The sequence below is a fragment of the Sedimenticola selenatireducens genome, assembly GCF_963675335.2.
Classification (GTDB): Bacteria; Pseudomonadota; Gammaproteobacteria; order Chromatiales; family Chromatiaceae; genus Sedimenticola; species Sedimenticola selenatireducens.
Map to the genome: position 1 here is coordinate 60,738 of NZ_CAXXYC010000001.1, position 22,294 is coordinate 83,031.

At 58.6% G+C, this 22,294-nt stretch carries 21 protein-coding genes; 12 read left to right on the plus strand and 9 right to left on the minus strand.

From position 1 onward, the window contains the following. Positions 1-90 precede the first annotated feature (90 nt). A complete protein-coding gene (locus tag ACHZBF_RS00320) occupies positions 91-621 on the minus strand; it encodes a pentapeptide repeat-containing protein (protein ID WP_273437947.1) in 531 nt (176 codons plus the stop codon). A 425-nt stretch (positions 622-1,046) separates the two neighbouring features. On the opposite strand from ACHZBF_RS00320, the gene aptA reads away from it, so the two are divergent. From aptA to ACHZBF_RS00335, 3 genes are all read left to right on the plus strand, one after another. Further along, positions 1,047-2,387 (plus strand): omega-aminotransferase AptA, encoded by a 1,341-nt coding sequence (gene aptA, locus ACHZBF_RS00325; RefSeq protein ID WP_321527363.1) that lies wholly within the window; start codon positions 1,047-1,049, stop codon positions 2,385-2,387. A 123-nt stretch (positions 2,388-2,510) separates the two neighbouring features. After that, positions 2,511-4,004: a CoA-acylating methylmalonate-semialdehyde dehydrogenase gene (locus tag ACHZBF_RS00330; RefSeq protein WP_321527364.1), complete on the plus strand. Its 1,494-nt coding sequence runs from the start codon at positions 2,511-2,513 to the stop codon at positions 4,002-4,004. A gap of 195 nt (positions 4,005-4,199) precedes the next feature. Further along, complete coding sequence (locus ACHZBF_RS00335; RefSeq protein ID WP_321527365.1) at positions 4,200-6,404, plus strand: diguanylate cyclase; 2,205 nt, start codon at positions 4,200-4,202, stop codon at positions 6,402-6,404. A gap of 64 nt (positions 6,405-6,468) precedes the next feature. Here ACHZBF_RS00335 and rph read toward each other — a convergent pair whose 3' ends face one another. Genes rph through ACHZBF_RS00350 form a run of 3 tightly spaced genes read right to left on the minus strand, consistent with a single transcriptional unit; the run spans position 6,469 to position 9,037 of the window. Next, on the minus strand, positions 6,469-7,185 hold the full coding sequence (gene rph, locus ACHZBF_RS00340; RefSeq protein ID WP_029133104.1) for a ribonuclease PH: 717 nt from the start codon (positions 7,183-7,185) through the stop codon (positions 6,469-6,471). Continuing rightward, positions 7,182-8,063, minus strand: a complete 882-nt coding sequence (locus tag ACHZBF_RS00345) for a PP2C family protein-serine/threonine phosphatase (protein WP_321527366.1) — start codon at positions 8,061-8,063, stop codon at positions 7,182-7,184. The genes rph and ACHZBF_RS00345 overlap by 4 nt, the downstream gene beginning before the upstream one ends. Further along, entirely contained in the window at positions 8,060-9,037 is a 978-nt protein-coding gene (locus ACHZBF_RS00350; protein ID WP_245621698.1) for a serine/threonine protein kinase, read from the minus strand. The genes ACHZBF_RS00345 and ACHZBF_RS00350 overlap by 4 nt, the downstream gene beginning before the upstream one ends. 158 nt (positions 9,038-9,195) lie before the next feature. On the opposite strand from ACHZBF_RS00350, the gene ACHZBF_RS00355 reads away from it, so the two are divergent. The 5 genes from ACHZBF_RS00355 (at position 9,196) to ACHZBF_RS00375 (ending at position 14,077) form a co-directional block, all read left to right on the plus strand. Continuing rightward, positions 9,196-10,050 (plus strand): YicC/YloC family endoribonuclease, encoded by an 855-nt coding sequence (locus tag ACHZBF_RS00355; RefSeq protein WP_273437935.1) that lies wholly within the window; start codon positions 9,196-9,198, stop codon positions 10,048-10,050. Positions 10,051-10,104: 54 nt separating this feature from the next. After that, positions 10,105-10,719: a guanylate kinase gene (gmk, locus tag ACHZBF_RS00360; protein WP_321527367.1), complete on the plus strand. Its 615-nt coding sequence runs from the start codon at positions 10,105-10,107 to the stop codon at positions 10,717-10,719. A 415-nt stretch (positions 10,720-11,134) separates the two neighbouring features. After that, a complete protein-coding gene (gene rpoZ / locus ACHZBF_RS00365; RefSeq protein WP_029133101.1) occupies positions 11,135-11,416 on the plus strand; it encodes a DNA-directed RNA polymerase subunit omega in 282 nt (93 codons plus the stop codon). Positions 11,417-11,511: 95 nt separating this feature from the next. Next, positions 11,512-13,677: a bifunctional GTP diphosphokinase/guanosine-3',5'-bis pyrophosphate 3'-pyrophosphohydrolase gene (gene spoT, locus ACHZBF_RS00370; protein WP_321527368.1), complete on the plus strand. Its 2,166-nt coding sequence runs from the start codon at positions 11,512-11,514 to the stop codon at positions 13,675-13,677. Between the two features lie 19 nt (positions 13,678-13,696). Further along, on the plus strand, positions 13,697-14,077 hold the full coding sequence (locus ACHZBF_RS00375) for a RidA family protein (RefSeq protein WP_273437931.1): 381 nt from the start codon (positions 13,697-13,699) through the stop codon (positions 14,075-14,077). A gap of 119 nt (positions 14,078-14,196) precedes the next feature. Here the strand turns inward: ACHZBF_RS00375 and ACHZBF_RS00380 are convergent, their stop codons facing one another. Next, complete coding sequence (locus tag ACHZBF_RS00380) at positions 14,197-14,613, minus strand: secondary thiamine-phosphate synthase enzyme YjbQ (protein WP_273437930.1); 417 nt, start codon at positions 14,611-14,613, stop codon at positions 14,197-14,199. 22 nt (positions 14,614-14,635) lie between these two features. After that, positions 14,636-14,950: an MTH1187 family thiamine-binding protein gene (locus ACHZBF_RS00385; RefSeq protein ID WP_288105984.1), complete on the minus strand. Its 315-nt coding sequence runs from the start codon at positions 14,948-14,950 to the stop codon at positions 14,636-14,638. Positions 14,951-15,284: 334 nt separating this feature from the next. On the opposite strand from ACHZBF_RS00385, the gene recG reads away from it, so the two are divergent. From recG to ACHZBF_RS00405, 4 genes are all read left to right on the plus strand, one after another. Then, positions 15,285-17,348, plus strand: coding sequence for an ATP-dependent DNA helicase RecG (gene recG / locus ACHZBF_RS00390; RefSeq protein ID WP_335342931.1), 2,064 nt, complete (start codon positions 15,285-15,287; stop codon positions 17,346-17,348). Positions 17,349-17,516: 168 nt separating this feature from the next. Then, a complete protein-coding gene (locus tag ACHZBF_RS00395; protein WP_321527370.1) occupies positions 17,517-18,080 on the plus strand; it encodes a chorismate--pyruvate lyase family protein in 564 nt (187 codons plus the stop codon). Further along, entirely contained in the window at positions 18,077-18,982 is a 906-nt protein-coding gene (gene ubiA / locus ACHZBF_RS00400) for a 4-hydroxybenzoate octaprenyltransferase (RefSeq protein ID WP_029133094.1), read from the plus strand. The genes ACHZBF_RS00395 and ubiA overlap by 4 nt, the downstream gene beginning before the upstream one ends. A gap of 29 nt (positions 18,983-19,011) precedes the next feature. Beyond that, positions 19,012-19,470 (plus strand): hypothetical protein, encoded by a 459-nt coding sequence (locus tag ACHZBF_RS00405; protein WP_029133093.1) that lies wholly within the window; start codon positions 19,012-19,014, stop codon positions 19,468-19,470. Positions 19,471-19,519: 49 nt separating this feature from the next. Here the strand turns inward: ACHZBF_RS00405 and dsrA are convergent, their stop codons facing one another. The 3 genes from dsrA to phaR form a co-directional block, all read right to left on the minus strand. Next, positions 19,520-20,767, minus strand: a complete 1,248-nt coding sequence (dsrA, locus tag ACHZBF_RS00410; RefSeq protein ID WP_029133092.1) for a dissimilatory-type sulfite reductase subunit alpha — start codon at positions 20,765-20,767, stop codon at positions 19,520-19,522. 477 nt (positions 20,768-21,244) lie between these two features. Then, positions 21,245-21,622: a phasin family protein gene (locus tag ACHZBF_RS00415; RefSeq protein WP_273437923.1), complete on the minus strand. Its 378-nt coding sequence runs from the start codon at positions 21,620-21,622 to the stop codon at positions 21,245-21,247. Positions 21,623-21,816: 194 nt separating this feature from the next. Continuing rightward, complete coding sequence (gene phaR / locus ACHZBF_RS00420; RefSeq protein ID WP_029133090.1) at positions 21,817-22,281, minus strand: polyhydroxyalkanoate synthesis repressor PhaR; 465 nt, start codon at positions 22,279-22,281, stop codon at positions 21,817-21,819. Between the last annotated feature and the right edge of the window lie 13 nt (positions 22,282-22,294).

Sequence of the window (22,294 nt, forward strand, 5' to 3'; positions counted from 1 at the left end):
CCACATTCGGAAGAGAAAAAAGGCCTTCCCCTCGCGGGTAAGGCCTTTTTTTTCAGGAATGGTCGGGAGCGGCGTCAGGTCATATTCTGACTACAGGCACTCACCTTTGGAGCCGACAGCGCAGACACGCCCATCGGTCCAGGTGGCGTTGTCCAGCTTGGCCGCAATCAGAATGGTACCCTCGAGATTGGCGCCACGAAGATTGGCGCCGCTGAGGTCCGCATCCAGGAAGTTGGCGCCTTTCAGATTTGCCAGCATCAGGTTGGCGCCCTGCAGGTTCACAGCATGCAGGGCCGCATATTCCAGGTTGCTTAGCATCAGGTTGGCGCCCTGCAGATTTGCCAGGTGCAGAGTGGCGCGCGAGAGATTGGCGCCCTGCAGATTGGCGTTATCCAGCCGCATGGAGGCCATGGAGGCCTCATGCATATCGACGCCGGGGATCTGGGCGCCGATCCGTACCGCCCAGGAGCATTGCGCCTCCGGTTCATACTTGCAAGTGGTGTTTTTGATACGACCAGAGGTCTCGATATCCTTGCGCCAGGCGTTGGATTCGATGGCATAAGTGGAGAGGAGTGCCGCAGTGACTCCGATGACAGTCGCTCGTAGGTTCGGTGAAATCATGGTGTTTTCCTGGATCTGTTGCCCGGCTCAGGGCGCTGTTAAGGAAAGGTGTTGTGTCGGCTCTGGTAGAGAGCCTGATACGACAATGTCGATCAGTATTACTTATGATATCAGTGTAATATTTTATCAAACTTGATCCGGAACGATAGCATAAATAAGCGGAATTTTTCCAACGGCTGTTTCGTGAGGAATTCCGGGATCGGGCGTTCAAGCTCGGCCAGCGTGCCACGACCGCCCGAAAGATGCAAAGCTGGCGGATATCGATATTACTTATCTGGCCACCGGAAGGGGTGAGGTGACTAAAACCCCGGCCTCATTCGATATCTATGTTTAAGTGGCTATGGATGCTGAAAAATCCAAATTTATTTAACATATTTCAATAGCCGGACTAGGCTTATATTCACCGATGGATCAAGGATATCCCCATGTCAGATTTCGATTCCCGGCTCAGTGCCGGCCTGAGCCGTGAGGCACTGGAAGCCCTCTGGATGCCGTTCACCGGCAACCGGGATTTTAAACAGAATCCCCGCATGGTGGTGGCCGCCGAGGGCAACTATTATCGGAGTGCCGATGGCCGGCAGATTCTGGACGGGGTGTCCGGCCTTTGGTGCTGCGGGGCCGGACACAATCGACAGGAGATCAGCGAAGCGATTACTGCCCAACTGGGCCGCATGGATTATGCCCCGGGATTTCAGTTCGGTCATCCGCTCGCGTTTGAACTGGCCAATCGTCTCAGGCAGCTGACGCCGCCAGGCCTGGATTATCTGTTTTTCTCCAATTCCGGTTCCGAGGCGGTAGAGACTGCACTGAAAATGGCGCGCGGCTACTGGCGTCTGAAGGGCATGCCGGGCAAGACCAAGTTGATTGGGCGGGCCAAGGGTTATCACGGGGTCAATATTGGCGGTATCAGTGTGGGTGGCATCGGGCCGAACCGCAAACTGTTCGGCACCCTGCTGGATGCCGATCACCTGCCCCACACCCTGTTGCCGGAGAATGCCTTCAGTCGTGGCATACCGGAGCATGGCGTCGCTCTGGCGGATCAGCTGGAGGAGTTGGTGGCGCTGCATGACGCCTCCAATATTGCCGCCGTGATTGTTGAGCCCGTTGCCGGGTCGGCGGGTGTGATCGTGCCGCCTGAGGGTTATCTGCGACGACTGCGGGAGATCTGCGACAAGCACGCAATTCTGCTCATTTTTGATGAAGTGATTACCGGTTTCGGCCGTACTGGACATGCCTTCGGCGCGGATGCGTTCGGTGTTGTGCCGGACATCATGACCCTGGCGAAGGGATTGACCAACGGGGCAGTGCCGATGGGGGCAACGGTCGTGCGGGAAGATATCTACCAGACCTTCATGACACACGGCGGTCCGGAATATATGGTGGAGTTCCCCCATGGCTATACCTACTCGGCCCACCCCCTGGCTTGTGCAGCGGGACTGGCCGCGCTGACGCTGTTTGAACAGGATCGGCTGGCGGAACGGGCCCGCGATATGGCGCCCTATTTTGAGTCGGGCCTGCACAGTCTTCGGGGTGGTCCGCACATTACCGATATCCGCAACTTCGGCCTGGCGGGTGCGTTGCAGATTGCCCCCTACCCGGATGAACCGGCACGCCGCCCCTGGGAGATCGCCATGCGCTGCTGGGAGCGGGGTGTCTATGTACGCTATGGCGGCGACACCATTCAGTTCGGACCGGCCATGACTATCGAGAAGGAAGAGATTGATCGGCTGATCAACGTCGTGGGGGACAGCCTCAAGGCGATTTGATCCCCTGGTTTGCGATCCAGCCGGAAACAGCTCACGCCTGTTCTGGCGTATTTGTATCGCAACAGGGGTCTTCAGGATGATAACCAGAGAGCCCGCCGCGGCTCGTTCTGTCAGGAGCAACTTATGAATACCATTGGTCATTTCATTAACGGCGAGATCGTCAACGACGACCAACGGACCCAGCCGGTCTACAATCCGGCCACCGGTGAGACGCCGCGGCAGGTGGCACTGGCCTCCCGGGCCACGGTTGAGCGGGCGATTGCCGCCGCCGAGGCGGCCTTCCCGGCTTGGCGGGAGACCCCACCCCTGAAGCGGGCCCAGGTGATGTTCCGCTACAAACAGCTGCTTGAACAGCATGCCGAGGAGATCTGTGGACTGATCACCGATGAACACGGCAAGGTGCTGGATGATGCCATGGGCGAACTGATGCGCGGCATTGAGGTGGTGGAGTACGCCTGTGGCGCGCCGGAACTGCTGAAGGGGGAATACTCCAAGAGTGTCGGCCCGGCTATCGACTCCTGGTCCGAGTTTCAACCACTGGGGGTGGTGGTGGGGATCACGCCATTCAATTTTCCCGTGATGGTGCCGATGTGGATGTTCCCAATGGCAATTATCTGCGGCAATACCTTTATTCTTAAGCCCTCCGAACGGGATCCCTCGGCGGCTCTGCGCATAGCCGAATTGTTGCAGCAGGCTGGGCTGCCGAACGGTGTGTTCAATCTGGTTAACGGCGACAAAGAGGCGGTGGACACGTTACTGAATGATCCCCGGGTGCAGGCGGCCAGCTTTGTCGGTTCCACCATGGTGGCGGAGTACATCTATCACACCGGTACTGCGGCCGGCAAGCGGGTGCAGGCGCTGGGTGGCGCTAAGAATCATGCGGTGGTGATGCCGGACGCTGATCTGGACAATGCGGTCAATGCCCTGATGGGGGCGGCCTATGGCTCCTGCGGTGAGCGCTGCATGGCCATTTCGGTGGTGGTCTGTGTCGGCGATACGGTGGCGGATGCCGTGGTTGGCGGGCTGGCGGAAAAGCTGGCGCACCTGAAAGTGGGGCCGGGTCGTGAGTCGGGAAGCGAAATGGGTCCGCTGGTGACTGCACAGCACCTGCGGAAGGTGCGGGGCTATGTGGATCGGGGTCTGGATGAAGGGGCTGAGCTGGTGGTGGATGGCCGGGGTCAGCGGGTCGAAGGCCATGCGGAAGGGTTCTTTCTGGGTGGCTGTCTGTTTGACCGGGTCACGCCGGAGATGTCGATCTACCGTGATGAGATATTCGGGCCGGTGCTCTGTGTAGTGCGGGTGGAAAACCTGCAGCAGGCGATGACCCTGATCGATAACCACGAGTACGGCAACGGCACATGCATCTTTACCCGGGATGGTGAGGCGGCCCGCTTCTTCAGTGACCATATCCGGGTCGGCATGGTGGGAGTGAATATCCCTCTGCCTGTACCTGTCGCCTACCACAGCTTTGGGGGCTGGAAACGCTCGCTGTTCGGCGATCTCCATGCCTATGGTCCTGACGCGGTGCGTTTCTATACGCGGCGCAAGACCATCACCCAGCGCTGGCCCTCTGCATCCGTGCGCGAAGGGAGCAGCTACGCCTTTCCCACCCTGTAAACGTTACAGATTGGAAATAAAAAACATCATCCATGTGTCGTATCTACTTCAGAAATCGGTGACGGGGCCGCTATCAGTGGGTACTCCGGTTACAAGCCGGGTGTACGTTGGGCGCGGGCGCGGCTGAATGGCGCAATCCGCAAGTGCATGAGATTAATCCAGCAGGTGACCAGATTGGCGCCTGAATGACCTGTTATGAAGAAAATCCACTGGGATGAAGGGCTTAGTATTGGTGATCCTGGGCTGGATGGTGAGCACCGGCAGCTTATCTCACTCCTGAACCGACTCATTGATCTGATCGACGAAGCGCCCGATGCGGAGCAGGTGCATCGGATTCTGGATGAGCTGGAGCAGCTGGCTACGGCGCACAGTCGCCATGAGGAGATGCTCAGCGCCACCGCCGGTGAGGATTTTAAAGAGGAGCAGCGGCGCGAGCACAGCGATTTCCTGTCGGCCATAATCGAAGCGAGAAGCCAGTTACGATCTGACGATCTGGGGGGGTCCCTGATCGATGTGACCGAATCGCTGGTCAAGCTGCTGATCAACCACATTATTGATCAGGACCTGGATCTGGCGCCCCTGCTGGCTGAACGAGAGGTAAAGAACCATTCCCTGGCGGAATTTCTGGTGCTCAAATTCCAGAAGCTATCCTTCGTCCGGGGACTCGAAATGCTGGTGGTCATCTCCCTGTTGCCGATGTTGATTTTTGCCGGAATGATTATGTATCAGTCCTGGCAGGAGGCGGTAGGTGCGGGTGACGTTGCTCAGCTTGCCTCATTCAGTCAGGGGGTGGGCAATCTCGCCCATGAACTGCAGAAGGAGCGTGGACTCAGTGCCGGTCTCCTGACCAGCGATGACCCTGCTTTCAAGGCTGCACTGAAGCTGCAGCGCAGCCGCAGTGATCGTGAGCTGGAGATATTCAGGGTGAACCAGGAGGCTCAGAAGCAGGAGGGCCGGTTGGCACAGATCGGTAATCTGGCGACAAAGGTGGCGGTTCGCCTGGAGGCGCTGGAGCGCTTCCGTAACCAGGTTGATAAGCGATCACTCTCTTCCCAGGAGAGCTTTGAGGGTTTTACCGGACTGATTGCGGAGTTGATCGGACTAACCAATCAGATTGCTATCATGTCACGGCGCCAGGGCGCCTACGAGCTGTTTCAGGCCAACAACATCCTGATACAGTTTGCCGAAATGGGCGGGCGTGAACGTGCGGTTGTTTCCGCGGCGTTAGGCCGAGGCGCCTTCACCCGGCAGGAGTATCGACAGCTGGTTTCTCTGGTCTCGGAGCAGGAGTCTTTGGAAAGACAGTTCTACTCGTTTCTTTCTGATGAACAGCGGGTTCAGTGGCGGTCGCACTACGCGGTGGATGAGGTGACCTCTTATCGGCGTCTCAGTGACTACGCTCTGGAACACGGCAGTGGCGACGGGGTGGTCTCGATAGATAGCTTTACCTGGTTCAAGGTCGCCACGCAGCGCATCAATCTCATCAGTGAATTTCAACAGCAGTTGATCAACCAGTTGCTGGATGAGATGGGGCGTCAGCGCAGCCTCTCCACCATCACGTTCATGGCGACGGTCTTGGGCGGGGGAGCCATGGTGCTGTTGATCGGTTTTGTGGCGCTGCAGCTGGCAAGGTCGATCCGGCTTCCCATTCTCAGTCTGACCGATGGTATGCGGGCGCTGACCGCGGATGATAAGTCCTACCGTATTCCGTTTGCCAAGCGCAAGGATGAGTTGGGAGATATGGTGCAGGCCTACGAGACGTTCCGCCGTAAACTGATACGCACCGATATGCTGACGATGGGCGAGCAACTGGGGCCGCTGGCTGTGAGCCGGCATGTCCTGGCATTGAAGCGCAGCACGGCGGAGGGCGAGGAGTACAAGCGGCTTGCCAGTATTGATTCCCTGACCGGAGTGATCAACCGCCGCGAGTTCATGAAGCGGGCGAAAATGGAGGTGGCGCGGCGGCTGCGCCATCAGGGCGAGTTGTCGGTGATGTTGCTGGATGTGGATTATTTCAAGCAGGTGAATGACAACCACGGTCACCCGGCCGGTGACCGGGTGCTGAAATTCGTCGCACAGGCCATTGTTTCGGCGCTGCGTGAAGAGGATATTTTGGGTCGGATTGGCGGCGAGGAGTTTGCCGTTCTGTTGCCGTCGACCGATGAGCCGTCCGCCGGAGCAACCGCAGAGCGCGTCCGGTCTGCGATCGAAAATCTGCGCATCCAGGTTGGTGAAAAGGAAATTATGGTGACCATCAGCATCGGTATCAGCGGGTTCGCTGCGGGTGATGTGTCTATTGAGCCGGCCATGGTGAGGGCCGACAGGGCGCTCTATCAGGCCAAGGAGCAGGGGCGAAACCGGGTCTGTACCCAACCTGTGCCCGAGCTGATGTTGGTGTAGGGGGCAGCGCGGCTGAAGCCGCTCCCGGACACCTTGTCGCGGGAGCGTTTTCTGCCGTTAAAACCTAGCTGACCAATGCTTCCTGCTGTACCGTCATGATCTCCCGTATTCCGCTATCCGCCAATGCCAGCATGGCATTGAGCTCCTGCAGATGAAAGGCGTGGCCCTCTGCTGTGCCCTGAACCTCGATAAAGGCTCCGGCATTGTTCATCACCACGTTCATGTCGGTCTCGGCCTGGGAGTCCTCGGCATAATCCAGATCCAGTACCGGTGTGCCCTGATAGATACCCACCGAAACGGAGGCGAGCTGGCCATGAATCGGGTCGGTGGCGAGTTTGCCTGATGTCTGCAGATTGCTGATGGCGTCGCACAGTGCGACGTAAGCGCCCGAGATGGACGCCGTGCGGGTTCCGCCATCAGCCTGGATCACGTCACAATCCAGGGTGATGGTGCGTTCCCCCAGGGCCTGAAGATCGGTCACTGCCCGCAGGCTGCGCCCAATCAGTCGTTGGATTTCCAGGGTGCGGCCGCCCTGTTTGCCTCTGCTCGCTTCCCGTGCCATGCGGCTGTTGGTGGAACGGGGCAGCATGCCGTACTCTGCAGTGACCCAACCCTGACCGGTACCCTTGAGGAAGGGGGGGACGCGCTCCTCAATCGAGGCGGTGCAGATAACCTGGGTGTCGCCGAAGGCGACCAGTACCGAGCCCTCTGCATGTTTGGTGAAATGTCGGGTAATGCGGACATTGCGCATTTGCTCGGGTGTACGGCCACTGGGTCTCATTCTTTATCCTGCCTGGTTTCTGTTTCAAAATTGCTGATGGCGTTCTGAAGGTCGGCAATGGCCTGGGCCAGGTTGCCCTCTTCGGCGCGCTCCTGTTTGTTGTTCCGTGGTTCGCCGTCAGTCTCCTCATCCAGCGGCTGCATCCTGAGGGCAATAAGGGTGATGTTGTCACTGTCTGGAAAGGCTTTGTGTGCCGCCTGTTCGGACAGTGTCCGTACCGCTTCCGATAGCGGCAGCCGACTGAACAGGGTGGTCAGCATCTCGGATTCGCTGATGCTTCCCCAGAGTCCGTCGCTGCAGAGCAGCAGGATATCCCCGGCCTCCAGCTTGTGTTTTCCCAGGGTGATGTCCGGGGAAACCAGTGCACCCCCGAGGCAGCGGGTGACATAGTTTCGCTGCGGGTGATTCTTTTGCTGCCGGGCGGTGATCACGCCCTGCTGTTTCAGCCGCTCTACATAGGAGTGGTCTATGGTCTTGGCGAGTATCCGTTGTTCCCGCAACAGATAGAGCCGGCTGTCGCCGGCATGTGCCCAGTGGGCGACATTCTTCTGGATCAGGCAGGCTACCGCCGTGGTTCTGGGGTCGATAGCCGGCCGCTGCTCATAACCGAAGGCGACGATGTTCTCATGCGCTTTATGCAGCAGGCGAGTGAGAAAACTGCTTGGGTTGAGGATTGGATGGGGGGTGCGATTGAAATAATTCTGGCAGGTGTCGATCAACACCTGTGCCGCCGTCTCACCGCGTGGATGGCCGCCCATGCCGTCGCCCAATCCCAGCAGGACTACATTACCGTCATCCACCCGGATGCAGCGGTCCTGATTGATCTTGCGGTCGCCTATCAGGCTGCTGGAGGCGAATTCACCGGGTTGTATACTCATTCAGGGTGTTTCTCCTTGAACAGCTCGTCAGCCGACTCTAGCTGTGGCTGGCGGTTGTTGGCCGGACGCCCCCGTTGCTGGGTCAGTGCCTCCAGCATAATGCCGGCATTCTGAGGTCGGAGCAGCGGGTCCACCTCCATCGCCCAGTCGATCACCTCCAACAGATAGGCCGGATACTGCTTCTTGTACAGGCTTGCGATCGGTTTCATGGAATCTTTAGCATGCCGTTCAATGGCGGAGGGTGGTGGCTTTCCCTCGATGCAGGAACGCATGGTGGCGCCGATGGCGTAGACATCGCTCCAGGGACCCACGTAACCGGAGGAGTAATATTGCTCGACCGGGGCAAATCCGGGAGTCACCACCTGGGAGGATTGCCGGCTGCGTGTGGTCGCGAACTGATGTACGGCGCCAAAATCCAGCAGCAGCGGATTGCCCCCCGGGCGCAGGTGGATATTGCTGGGCTTGATATCCAGGTGCAGCTGTCCCTCTGAGTGGATCAGGTTGAGGGCGTCGAGCACCGCCGGAAACACCGTCAGCAGAAAGGTGGTGCTGAGCCCGCCGTTGCGCTTTTTTACATAGCTGCCGAGGTTCTTCCCGTGCTCATAGTCCATCACCAGATAGGCGGTGTTGTTGGCCAGGAAGAAGGTGCGGACATTGACGATATTGGGGTGGCGCAGGGTGGCCAGCGCCTTCGCTTCCTGGTAGAAGAGTTTGCGTCCGTTATGGAAGGCATCGCTCTGCTTGTCGCCGCTGACCTGCACCATGCCGGCGCGGTCCCGTACCGCCAGCTTCTTCGGCAGGTACTCCTTGATCACCACGTGATCCTGGCTATCCTCGTCCTCCGCGAGGTAAATCAGGCTGAAACCGCCACTCCCGATCAGCTTGATGATCGAGTAACAGTCGATGACGGTACCGGATGGTAGGCTGTCCCTGTTCTGTTCCGTGGGTGAAGAAATAGTCGGCTCCAGATGCACTCTGTCTGAATGCGCATTATGATACAGGTTACCACGTCAGGGGTGTCGACAGGAGATGGACGGCCCGGTGAACTGGCGGATACTCAACGTCTGCGTTTAACCGATAATACGCAGTATGCCTCCAAGGATAAATAACAGGTGCGCACATGATAAGCAGTATGACCTCATTTTCGAGAAGAGAGAGCCGGGACGAACTGGGTGAGCTGGTATGCGAGCTACGCTCGGTGAATCACCGTTACCTGGAGCTGTTTGTCCGGTTACCCGAGGAGTTGCGTGCCCTGGAGCCGCTGGTCAGGGAGCGGGTTGCCGCCCGGCTGGGACGTGGCAAGGTGGATTGCCTGTTTCGCTTCGTGCCATCCAAAAGTGCTACCGCCGGGGTGGCGGTGAATGAACGTTTCGCCCAACAGATCATTGATGCGGCCGGGGAGGTGGGTCTTCTGCTCCATGAGTCCGTGCCGCCCCGCGCGATAGATATCCTGCGCTGGCCTGGTGTGCTGGAGACTGAAGAGCTGGATTTGACGCCGGTGCATAAGCGGGCGGCGGCCTTGCTGGATGAGACCCTGGATGGCCTGGTGGAATCCCGCCAGCGAGAGGGTGGTCGGCTGGCCGAACTGATCATCCAGCGCTGCGGGGCAATGCGCGAAGAGGTGGCCAAGGTGAAGCAGCTGATGCCGCAGCTGCTGGTGTCACTGCGTGACCGGCTGCGTGCCCGGCTGGCTGAACTGACCGCCGAACTGGATGAGGGACGCATCGAACAGGAGATGGTATTGCTGACCCAGCGGCTCGATGTGGATGAGGAGATGGACCGGCTGCAGACCCATCTGGATGAAGTCGAGGCGGTGCTCGCCAGGGATGAGCCGGTGGGACGCCGTCTGGATTTTCTCATGCAGGAACTCAACCGGGAGGCCAATACCCTGGGCTCAAAGTCCAATGATGTGGAAATGACCCGGGTGTCGGTGGAACTGAAGGTGTTGATCGAGCAGATGCGCGAGCAGATCCAGAATATCGAGTAGGCGCGCTGCGCCCCGGCTATTGATAAAACGACAGCAAGGAAAAGTGGAAAGAGCATGACTACAGGCACCCTGTTTATAGTGTCCGCCCCGTCCGGGGCGGGAAAGACCAGCCTGCTGAAGGCGCTGGTAGAGACTGAAGAGCGTGTGCGGGTTTCCATCTCGCACACTACCCGGCCCAAAAGGCCGGGTGAGACTGATGCCCTGGATTACCATTTTGTGGCTCAGGATACCTTCACGGGAATGGTGGAAGCCGGTGCGTTTCTGGAGCACGCGGAGGTGTTTGGCAATTATTATGGTACTTCCGAAGCCGGTATCCGCGAGCAGATGGAACAAGGCAATGATGTGATCCTGGAGATCGACTGGCAGGGCGCGCAGCAGGTCCGCGCGCGCTTTCCGGGAACGGTGTCTGTTTTTATTCTCCCCCCCACGCCGGAGGCGCTGCGGCAGCGGCTGGGCAGCCGGGGACAGGACAGCGAAGCGGTGATACAGCGGCGACTGGGTGAGGCAAGGGAAGAGATGTCGCACTATCCCGAATATGACTACCTAGTGGTCAATGACCTGTTTGATCAGGCGCTCGGTGAGCTCAGGGCGATTATCACGGCGCAACGCCTGCGCCAGCCGATCCAGGCGGAACGGCTGCAGGAGCGGCTGCGTTCGCTGCTGGAGTGAACGGTTGCTTCAACGAAAAGGGTAGTTGGACCCCTTAAGCACAAGGTGCATCTTTATCTGTGCGATCTTGGCGTCTTTGAGAGCGTTACATTGAAAGATCGGTATGGATGCTGGAACCGCTTCGCTCCCAAGAGGAAGTACCGGCAGATTCCCGCATCTACCCGCAACGCAGGATACCGGCTCCGAGGGGGCGGGTTCGCAGAGAGTGGCCCCTTCCACCGGTATGATTCGTTAAGTCAAAATAATACCAACACATAATTGGCAGGGAGTCTTGATATAGCTGGCTACGCATCTGGTGTGTGGGCTTGTATTGTTATACTATTTAATGTTCCGGCCGTAACGGCTGACATAACCGCATTATTTTCTTCCCCGCTGAAAGTGTATCCGGGGATTAGACCTTCGGAGTATATTGAACATGGCCCGCGTTACAGTTGAAGATTGCCTTGAACATGTGGATAACCGTTTTGACCTGGTTTTGCTGGCAACCAAGCGTGCGCGTCAGCTGAGCCATGGCGTGGCGCCAATGCTGGCCTGGGAGAATGACAAGGCGACGGTGGTAGCCCTGCGGGAAATTGCTGCCGGACTGGTCGATGATCATGTAGTGGCGCCAAAGTCCGACACCGAGGTCGATATGAGTGCTTTGGAAGAGAATTTCGGCTCGGATGAGCTGGTGGATGAACAGGCATTTGCCAAATAGGGAATGTGCACCAGAGGCCTTTCAAGAAAAATTTTCAGCCCACAGTTTAGAGAGGCTGCGCCGGTCTATGGCGCGGCCCCTGACCGGACCGTTGTATGAACAGTCCGGCCAGCATCCAGCCTTCCGAACCTAGCAGTAAACCCCGCTTCCTGATCAGCGATCTCTGCGTCTACCTCGAATCCTATCTGAGTGTTGAGCAGATTCGCGAAGTCTATCGCGCTTATGTTTTCAGTGCCGAGGCGCACGAAGGACAGAAGCGTCTCAGTGGCGAGCCCTACATCTACCATCCCCTGGCCGTGGCCCGGATTCTGGCCGATATCCGGCTTGACTCCCGCTGCCTCATGGCCGCGATTATGCACGACGTGCTGGAGGATACGCCGGTCACCAAGGCCCAGCTGGAAGAGGAGTTCGGTGAAGAGGTGGCCACCCTGGTGGATGGCGTCAGCAAACTGAATCAGATCAATTTCCCCTCCAAGGCTGAAGCGCAGGCCGCCAGTTTCCGCAAAATGCTGTTGGCCATGACGCAGGATATCCGCATTATCCTGATCAAACTTGCGGACCGCTTGCACAACATGCGCACCCTGGAGGTGATGCGGCCGGAGAAGTGTCGGCGGATTGCCCGCGAGACCCTGGAGATCTATGCCCCCATAGCCCATCGACTGGGCATCTACCGGCTGCGCACCGAGCTGGAGGAGCTCTGTTTCGCCGCCTATTGGCCGATGCGTTACCGTGCCCTGAAGGAAGCGGTGCGGGCTGCCAGAGGCAACCGCAAGGAGGTGATGGGGAATATTGATGCCGCACTGGTCGGGCGATTGGAACAGGAAGGCATTGTCGGCGTGGTAAGGGGACGGGAAAAACACCTCTACAGTATCTACACCAAGATGCGGGACAAGAAACTCTCGTTCTCCGAGGTGGTGGATGTCTATGCCTTCCGTATCATTGTCGACCGCCTGGATACCTGTTACCGGGCGCTGGGGGTGGTGCACAATCTTTATAAACCGGTGCCCGGGCGCTTCAAGGACTATATTGCCATACCCAAGGCGAACGGTTACCAGTCGCTGCATACCCTGCTGTTCGGCCCCCACGGCCTGCCGATCGAGATACAGATCCGCACCGTGGAGATGGACCGCATGGCGGAATCGGGCATTGCGGCACACTGGTTGTATAAATCCAGCGAGAACCAGAGTGGCGAGGCGCACGCCGACGCCTCCAACTGGCTGAAGAATCTGCTGGAGTTGCAGAAAGATGCGGGCGACTCCATGGAGTTCCTGGAACATGTCAAGGTGGATCTGTTCCCGGATGAGGTCTACGTATTCACTCCCCGGGGAAAGATCATGGTGCTGGCCAAGGGGGCCACGGTGATTGATTTTGCCTATGCGGTACATTCCGATGTGGGAAACCATACGGTGGCGGCTCGGGTAGACCGGCACATGGTGCCGTTACGCACCCGGTTGTACAGCGGCCAGACAGTGGAGATCATCACCTCCGATACCGCCAACCCCAGCGCCGCCTGGCTCAATTTTGTGGTAACGGGCAAGGCGCGGGCCAACATCCGTGGTTATCTGAAGAACCTGCGCCACCAGGAAGCCGTGACGCTGGGACGGCGGCTGTTGAACAAGGATCTGGCGCAACATGATCTGACTATCGACCAGATACCGGATAGCCAGCTCGGCAGGTTGCTGGAGGACTTTCACCTGACCAGCAAGGAGGCGTTGCTGGAGGAGATCGGCCTGGGTAACCGCATGCCGCTGCTGGTGGCCCGGCGGCTGACCGATTCGGATACCGAGCTGCCCAGAGAGGATTTACCGCAGCAGGCCGGATCGGCTCCGTTGGCCATTACCGGCACCGAAGGCATGGTGGTACGGTTTGCCAAATGCTGTCGGCCGTTACCAGGCGATGAGATCGTGGCGATTTTCAATCCGGGCAAGGGCATCGTGGTGCATCGGCATGAATGCCGCAATCTCGGTGACTTCCGTAAGAGCGACAGCTGGCTGGATGTAAAGTGGGAGAAGGAGCCGGTGGGTGATTTTACCACCGAGATCAAGGTGGATGTCGGGAACAAGCGGGGTGCCCTGGCCTCGGTCGCATCGGCCATCTCGGAGATGGGCTCCAATATCAAGAACGTCATCATGGAGGAGCGGGACGGACTCACCTCCACGCTGCATTTTGTGGTGGCGGTGGATAGCCGTGTCCATCTGGCCAACATCATGCGCCGCCTGCGGCAGTTGAGTTCGGTGTTGCGGATACATCGGGTCGGATAAGTAGAGGTAGAGAACAGATATGGAAAAAGAGATTATTCGAACAGACCTGGCGCCCCAGGCGATCGGGACCTATTCACAGGCGGTCAAGGTGGGAAACACGGTCTATCTGTCCGGGCAGATTCCGCTGGTGCCGGAGACCATGGAGATGGTGGAGGGGGATATGGAGGCCCAGATCCGGCGCGTATTCGATAACCTGCAGGCGGTGGCCAGGGCGGCCGGCGGTGAGCTCAGGGATGTGGTGAAGCTGAATGCTTTCCTTACTGACCTGACGCACTTTCCGCTGGTAAACAGCGTGATGGCGGAATACTTCTCCCAGCCCTATCCGGCCCGGGCCGCGATCGGTGTGGCCCAGTTGCCCAAAGGGGCGGCCGTGGAGATGGATGCGGTGATGGTGCTTTAGGAGCCTGCAGGGTTTAACAATGACCTCGTGGGGAAAGATTGAAAAACCTGTCTCCCCTCAGCTCTTCCTCGCTACGATCGGTTAAGCCCGACAGGCGCTTCCTTACATCAGCAGCGCGTTTACTCGCCCTGCAGGGTGACGGTGATCTGACGGCGTAGCGGAGCGGTGCGGTGTTCCCACAGATAGATCCCCTGCCAGGTGCCACGGGCACAGCGCCCGGCGGTGACCGGCAGAGTCAGGTCCATATTGGTCAGGATCGAACGGATATGGGCTGGCATGTCATCGGGCCCCTCCAGGCTGTGTTCATAGGCTGGGTCGCCATCCGGTACCAGCCTTTCCATGAACTGTTCCAGATCCCGTCGCACTGCCGGGTCGGCGTTCTCGCACAGGGTGAGGGAGGCGCTGGTATGGTGGCTGAACACATGACACAAACCAGTATTAATATCGGAATCGCTGACTACCCGCTCCACTTCCCGGGTGATGTTGTAGGTGCCCCTGCCGTTGCACTGAATCTGTAGTATTACCTGATGGATCATGATCCGATCTCCGAAAAGGGATTCAGCTGCGCACGTCGCCGATCTTCTCCCGTACCGACGCCACCTTGCCTTGCATCCTGTTCTTCTTGCCCTTGCGAATATCCAGTTTCAGCGAGGAGTAGACCCGCTCGCAGCCGGCCTGATCCAGTATTCCATAGGCCGCCTCCACCAACGCCAGGGCCTGTGCCAGGCTGTCGGTCTCTATAATGGTCCCCATGGGGGTCAGTTGATAGTCACTGCCGCTGTCGCGGATCATCTGGATCACCTGGCTGACATAGGCGCTCACACTCTCCCCCTTGTCGGTTGGAAACATGGCAAACTCCAGCAATACGGACATGGACGGTCTCCTCTATTTGTTCTCTATAGGTTTTCCATACGAAATTATCTGGTAATATTATCACGCCTTAATTGGCCGTCGGCCGGATAAATCTGCCAAGTATATTTGTCAGGTTAAGCGTGGCACAGGGATGCGCCGCCGGCCATGATTACCACATTAAATCAGTGGACGGTGTCTGGCTGCGCTTGGGTCGGATGAACCAGGGAGTTGGCCGGGGGGCTGACTCCGGCCTCGGTCACGCCGGGGTCCGATAGAGCAGATCACTCACAGAGGGATGCGGAGGATGTCAGAGGTGCCCTTGAATAAAAACGGCCGGACTACAGGATTGGACCAGATGCCGGTAACCGCCCTCAAGGGTGTCGGCTCGCGCAACAGCGAAAAACTGGCCAAGATCGGTATCCGGACCGTTCAGGATATTCTCTTCCACCTGCCGTTTCGCTATCAGGATCGTACCCGGGTGGTGCCGATTGGCTCGCTGCGTCCCGGTGACAGCGTGGTGGTCGAGGGCGAGATAGAGCTGGCGGATATCCGCTTTGGACGGCGCCGCTCGCTGTTGGTCAGACTGGCCGATGGCAGCGGCGCCCTGACCCTGCGCTTTTTCCATTTCTCGGCGGCCCAGAAATCGGCGCTGAGCCGTGGCAGCTGTCTGCGTTGTTATGGCGAGGTGCGTCCCGGCCCCGCCGGCTATGAGATGGTTCATCCGGAATATCAGCGCATAACTGAAGGGGAGAGTCCGCAGGTGGAGGAGAGCCTGACCCCGGTCTACCCCACCACCGAGGGGATGCACCAGCTCAGTTGGCGCGCCATGGCCGGCAGGGCTCTGGCGCTGCTGCAGGCCGATCCGGCCGCCCTGCCGGAGTGGCTGCCGGATGAGCTGTTGCGGCGTTTCCGACTGCCCGATCTGACGGACGCCCTCGGTTATCTGCACCGGCCGCCGCCGGATGCCCCGCAGCAGCAGCTGTTGGCCGGCAGTCACCCGGCCCAACAGCGCCTCGCCTTTGAAGAGTTGATGGCGCACCAGCTCAGCCTGCGAGAGACCCGTCTGCGACAAAAACAGCGGGAGGCGCCGATTCTGTCGGCCACGGCAGCGTGGACGCGGCCGTTTCTCAAGCGTCTGGGTTTCTGCCTGACCGGCGCGCAACGGCGGGTGTTGCAGGAGATCGCCCGGGATCTGCAGCAGCCCCATCCCATGATGCGTCTGGTGCAGGGCGATGTGGGATCGGGCAAGACCGTGGTGGCGGCGCTGGCGGCCCTACAGGCACTGGAGGCGGGCCATCAGGTCGCCCTGATGGCGCCTACCGAACTGCTGGCGGAACAGCATCTGCGGGTATTCCGGGAGTGGTTGGAGCCACTGGGTCTGGAGGTGGCCTGGCTGACGGGACGGCATAAGGGCAAGGTGCGGGAACAGCTGCTGGATGATCTGCGAGCCGGGCGGACCCGCATTGTGGTGGGCACGCACGCCCTGTTCCAGGCTGATGTCACTTTCCATGCGCTGGGTCTTGTTATTATTGATGAGCAGCACCGTTTCGGTGTGCACCAGCGTATGGCGTTGCGGGAGAAGGGGAGTGGCAGCGCCTTGCCCCATCAGTTGATCATGACCGCCACGCCTATTCCCCGCACCCTGGCGATGACCGCCTACGCTGATCTGGACCTGTCGATCATTGATGAGCTGCCGCCCGGACGCACCCCCGTCGCGACCGTGGTGATACCGGACAGCCGGCGTGCTGAAGTGGTGGAGCGGGTGCGCAGCGCCTGTGTGGCCGGACGTCAGGCTTACTGGGTCTGCACCCTGATCGAGGAGTCCGAGGCGCTGCAGTGCCAGGCGGCCGAGGATACGGTGCGTATGCTCCAGGAAGTACTGCCGGAGCTGCGTATCGGGCTGGTGCACGGACGTTTGAAACCCTTGGAAAAAGAGACTGTGATGGCTGCTTTCAAGCAGGCTGAACTGGATCTGCTGGTGGCCACCACGGTGATCGAGGTCGGGGTTGACGTGCCCAACGCCAGCCTGATGATTATTGAAAACCCGGAACGCCTGGGGCTGGCCCAGCTGCATCAGCTGCGTGGACGGGTCGGCCGTGGGGCGGTGGAGAGTCACTGTGTCCTGATGTACCACCCGCCGCTGTCCCAGCACGCGCAGCAGCGGTTGGGTGTCATGCGCGAGACCAATGACGGCTTTCTGATTGCCCGCAAGGATCTGGAACTGCGGGGTCCCGGCGAAGTGCTGGGTACTCGCCAGACCGGCGAGATGCAGTTTCGCATTGCCGATCTGCTGCGTGATCAGCCCCTGCTGGAAGAGGTGCAGCAGGCTGCCCAACTGCTGCTGGAACAGTATCCGGAACGGGTCACGCCGCTGGTGCGGCGCTGGGTCGGTGATCGGCAACACTATATCAATGCCTGAGGTGACAGTGCCATAAACGTCCCTGATCCTACCCCGAAAAACCGTCATAGGGCGCCCCGTGGGCGCCGTCGGCGGGCACAGTCCATGAGTGCGGCGAAATGCATTTAGAGGGGAAACCGGGCTAAAAATCGGTGATAATGGCAGCTTTGCCGTCACCGGAAGTGGCCATTGAAGCGTTATTACAGCCGTGGTGAACCCAACTGGACCCCCTGGTGCCGGTTTCGGCACCATCAGGTGCCTGCGGAAATCGAGCAGTGGCTGCGGGATGGCGGATCGTTGACGGCGCGCCTGAAGCGAGCCGCGCAGGGTGATTTTCGGGTCAATCTGCTGCGTCAGGGCTGGGCCAGGCCGCTGGATAGCGAACGTCGGTTGCTGGGCATGCGCCGGGGCGGGATTGCCATGCTGCGCGAGGTGGAGTTGCTCTGTGGCGGGGTGCCGTGGGTATTCGCCCGCACCCTGATTCCGGTCCGCAGCCTGAAGGGGCCGGCCCGGCGATTGGCCGTGCTGGGGGAACGGCCGTTGGGTGAGGTGCTGTTTACCGATCCCTCCATGCGGCGTGGGGTCACCCAAATCGCGCGCCTGCTGCCTGGACACGCCCTGTTTTCATCTGCAATGGTGAATCTGCAAACCGTGGAGGCGATCTGGGGGCGGCGGACCCTGTTTCACCTGGCAGGCAAGCCACTGCTGGTGAATGAACTGTTTTTACCCGATATCCCAACGAGTAGTTCATGAGTCATTCGGAATTTGATATCAAGGCAGTCACGGCGCCCCGTACCCTGCGCCAACAACTGGATGGTTACATTCGTCTGGTGCGGCTGGACAAGCCGATCGGTATCCTGCTGTTGCTGTGGCCGGCACTCTGGGCGCTGTGGCTGGCAGGCGCCGGTGAGCCGCGCTGGGGGGTGGTGCTGGTCTTCATTCTGGGTGTGGCGCTAATGCGTTCCGCCGGTTGTGCTATCAATGACTATGCCGACCGGCATATCGACGGCCAGGTAAAACGGACCTGTGGTCGGCCAATTGCCACCGGCGCAGTGTCGCCAAAAGCGGCGCTCTGGGTCTTTGGCGCGCTCTGTCTGGTCGCCTTCGGTCTGGTGCTGCTGCTCAACCGGCAGACTGTGCTGATGTCGGTCGTGGCCGTGCTGCTCGCGGCACTCTACCCGTTTATGAAGCGCTATACCCATCTGCCGCAGTTGGTTCTGGGCATGGCGTTCGGCTGGGCGGTACCGATGGCCTACATGGCCCTGTTGGGTAACATCCCGGCCATTGCCTGGCTGCTTTATCTGGCGGCTATCATCTGGGCGCTGGTCTATGACACCGAATACGCCATGGTAGACCGGGAAGATGATCTGCGTATCGGGGTCAAATCCACCGCCATCCTGTTTGGCCGGCAGGATCGTCTGATTATCGGTCTGTTGCAGCTGACCATGCTGGTACTGCTGGTTCTGGTCGGCGTAGAGGTGGGACTGGGTCTGGCTTACTACCTGGGCCTGGTCGTTGCGGGCCTGCTGTTTGTGCGGCAGCAGGCCTTGATCCGGAATCGCGAGCCTGCCGCCTGTTTCACCGCCTTCCTGAACAACAACTGTGTCGGCATGGTGATTTTCTTTGGGCTGTTGCTGGATTATCTGCTGGCGTGACGGAGCCAGGGGCGGAATAACGAAAGATCGTGACTATTATTCAGGACCTGTACCATATTTTCGATAATGAATACGCCAGACACCTGGACCGGCGCTCCTCAAAAAACCTGCTGGTGATGGAGCTGAGGCAGAATCTTGCCTTTCTGCGTGCCGGGCTGGCGGAGCGACTGGATGATTCAACGATTATTGCCGGTCTGGAAGAGGGGCAGTACAGGCGAGCCAATGAAAAGGGCACCCCTCTCGATTCGATCCAGAAGAAGTGCCTTGCACGACGTACCTATGGTGGCGTGAAAGAGTTTGAGAAATATCATGGGTGGTCAACCGGACAGCTGATCCATAAAGCCTATGAACGGGTGGCGGTGCTTAAGAAGCTCAACCTCAATTCCGCCGCCATCGACGTACGTGCCCGGCTGCAATACCTGTTCAAGTTTCTGATGGTGCTGATCGCCCATATCGACAATACGGAACTGCACATAACGCCAAAGTAAGGATACCCGACATGAAGGCCGGGTATCCGTTCCATGAGATGGGATAGGGTCAGATAGCCCCTGATTTACGCTCGTTCCATTTCGCCGCCTGCTCATCCCAGTCGTCGGTGCGGACATAGGGGTTGGTGCGTGGTTGGGAGATCATCTCCGGCTCGATCTCCAGACCGAGGCCTTCCAGGAAGTTGATCAGGCCGATACGCTCGATCATCTCACCGGTACGCTCGTGCTCCAGGGCATTTTCGGCAAAGAAGTCGAGGATGTTGGTGCTCAGTTCTTCCAGCCACTCGAAATCCTCGTCGGTCTCCAGCTTATGAAACGGCACGACTACCGTGCCCATCAGATCGCCAATTTTCAGCGTGCGCTTGCCGCCCACCAGGATGGTCACACCCTTGTCGTCACCGGGTGAGAGCGCCTTGGTCATGACATTAATACAGTGCATGCAGCGCACACAGTTGTGGTTGTCCACCACCAGCGTGTCGTCATCGTTGAGGGAGAGTGCCTGGGTCGGGCAGCGGGTGATCACGTTATCGATGGTGTACTTGCGACCCTTCTTTGCCACGAATGCCTGGACTTCCGCCTGATCCACCTTCATGTCATCACGCCAGGTACCGATCATCGCCACGTCGGCCCGCTGGATCGAGTTCATGCAGTCGTTGGCGCAACCGGATGCCTTGAACTTGAGCTTGTAAGGCAGGGCCGGGCGGTGCATGTCGTCCAGATTGGCATTCACGCAGGTGCGCATGGCCCGCGCCTCGTCATAACAGGACTGCTCGCAACGCGCCGCGCCGACACAGGACATGCCGGTGCGCACGGCCGGGCCGGCGCCACCCAGGTCGAAGCCTGCCTTGTTGATCTCATCAAACGCCTTTTGCACATTTTCCGTGGTACAGCCCTGGAACATGATATCGCCGGACTGGCCGTGGAAGGCGATCAGGCCGGATCCGTATTTCTCCCAGATGTCGCACAGATGACGGATGGTCTTGGTGTCATAGTGCATGCCGGGTGGCGGTATAACGCGCAGGGTGTGGAACTCGGCAGCCGCGGGAAACAGCGGCTTGTTGTTGGCGTCCTTTAATTCGGTAAAGCGGGGAATAATACCACCGCCGTAGCCCATGACACCGACGGTGCCGCCTTTCCAGTAGCCTTTTCGGGTTTCGTACGAGGTTTCGAGTTGACCCAGCAGGTCGACCATCATGTCGCTGTTTTTTGCCAGACGCTTCAGGCCGGTAACAAAGCTCGGCCAAGGACCTCCCTCCAGCTGATCCAGCATCGGGGTATCATGCATTGGTTTTGTCATACTGCTCCTCCCAAAATTACCAGTCACCCGGAATATTGAGTCGAGATGTCGCTCCGGGACTGCCTTTAGAGTGTGGCCCGCCTATCTATGGGGGCTTGACGATGATGATAGATCAAACCAATACCAAGTAAACCACTGGGTAATTGGGGTATGCGAGCGGTGGCTGGATGTGAACTGTCCGCGACCCTTGGTTTTTTGATTCAACCGCGAAGAACGCAGAGTACGCCAAGCGATGCAATGGCATGTATTCCTTTTGTCCCGCCTGGTAGAGGAAGGATGTCACGAATACAAGCTACTGTTTTCCTTTGTGTTCTTTGCGTGCTTGGCGGTAATTAATGAGGTTTAAAAAAAATGCCCGGCGGGGAGCCGGGCGAAAATCTCTCTATGCACTGTTCAGAGAGAGGAGGATCTCTGCCTGAAGGCCGCCAGAGGCCTTCGGGATTTCATCGCATCCGCAACGGCGGATGCGGACAATAGTTACTGTTTCAACGCCTCTTCAGCCGCGGCTGTTACTTTGCTGTTGAAGGTATTGATGCCGTTTTCCAGCCAGCTGCGATACTCATTTCCAGCCTGAGTTGCCAGGTTGACTGCGTCACGACCCTTGCCGGCAAGGTTTTCGCTGAGGCTCTTGCTCAAGGCGACCTGGCTGTTGAACAGCTCCTTTGGGTCACTGGATTTGCTGTTGACCGAGAGTTGCTCGATACCGGTATCCACCAACAGGCCGAAAGTATCCATCTGTTTTTCGATCAGTTGTTCCCAGGTGCGCAGGTTGATTTCCGCCAGGGTCCGGATATTTTCGTAGCCGTTGATACCGAACTCTTTGATCAGTTCAAGATTTGCCTTTGGATCTTTCATTGCGCGCTCTCCAGGAATTGTGCGTTGCAACAATATTGCATTGCAGCATAAAAGGTGGAGGGGGTCGTGTCAATAGGGGGTTCGAAAAAAAAATTGTGCGACGCACAATCCGTATCGCTTGGATCAGCGCCGTGGCAGGCCGGACCGACGGCGGAGAAGCCTGTATGGGTGGTTAATGTGGGATGGCTTGAGGATTATTCTTCTTTTTTTCTGTTGCCGGCACCGGCAAGACCGGCTGCTTTGAAAAAATTCTTCTGCATGTCGGCCCACATGCGCATGTTCTGTTCAGCCATGTTGGTGATCGCCTTCACCGGATCGGTGCCGACGGTGTTGTTAAGCTGGTCCTGCTGCTGCACGAACATGGAGAGGCTCTCTTCCAGGTAGCGGGCCAGGATGCCCTGTACCGTGCCGCCATAGAAACGGATGATCTGGGACAGCATCTTGGCGCTGAACAGCGGCTCGCCGCCGGACTCTTCGTCCAGCATGATCTGCAGCAGGATTGAGCGGGTAAGGTCTTCGTTGGTATTGGTGTCAACCACCTGAAAATCCGTTCCCTTCATAACCAGTTCCCGGATGTCGCTCAGGGTGATATAGCGACTCAACTCCGTATCGTAGAGGCGACGATTAGGGTACTTTTTTATAATTCTGGTACTAGACATCAAGCGGGATCCT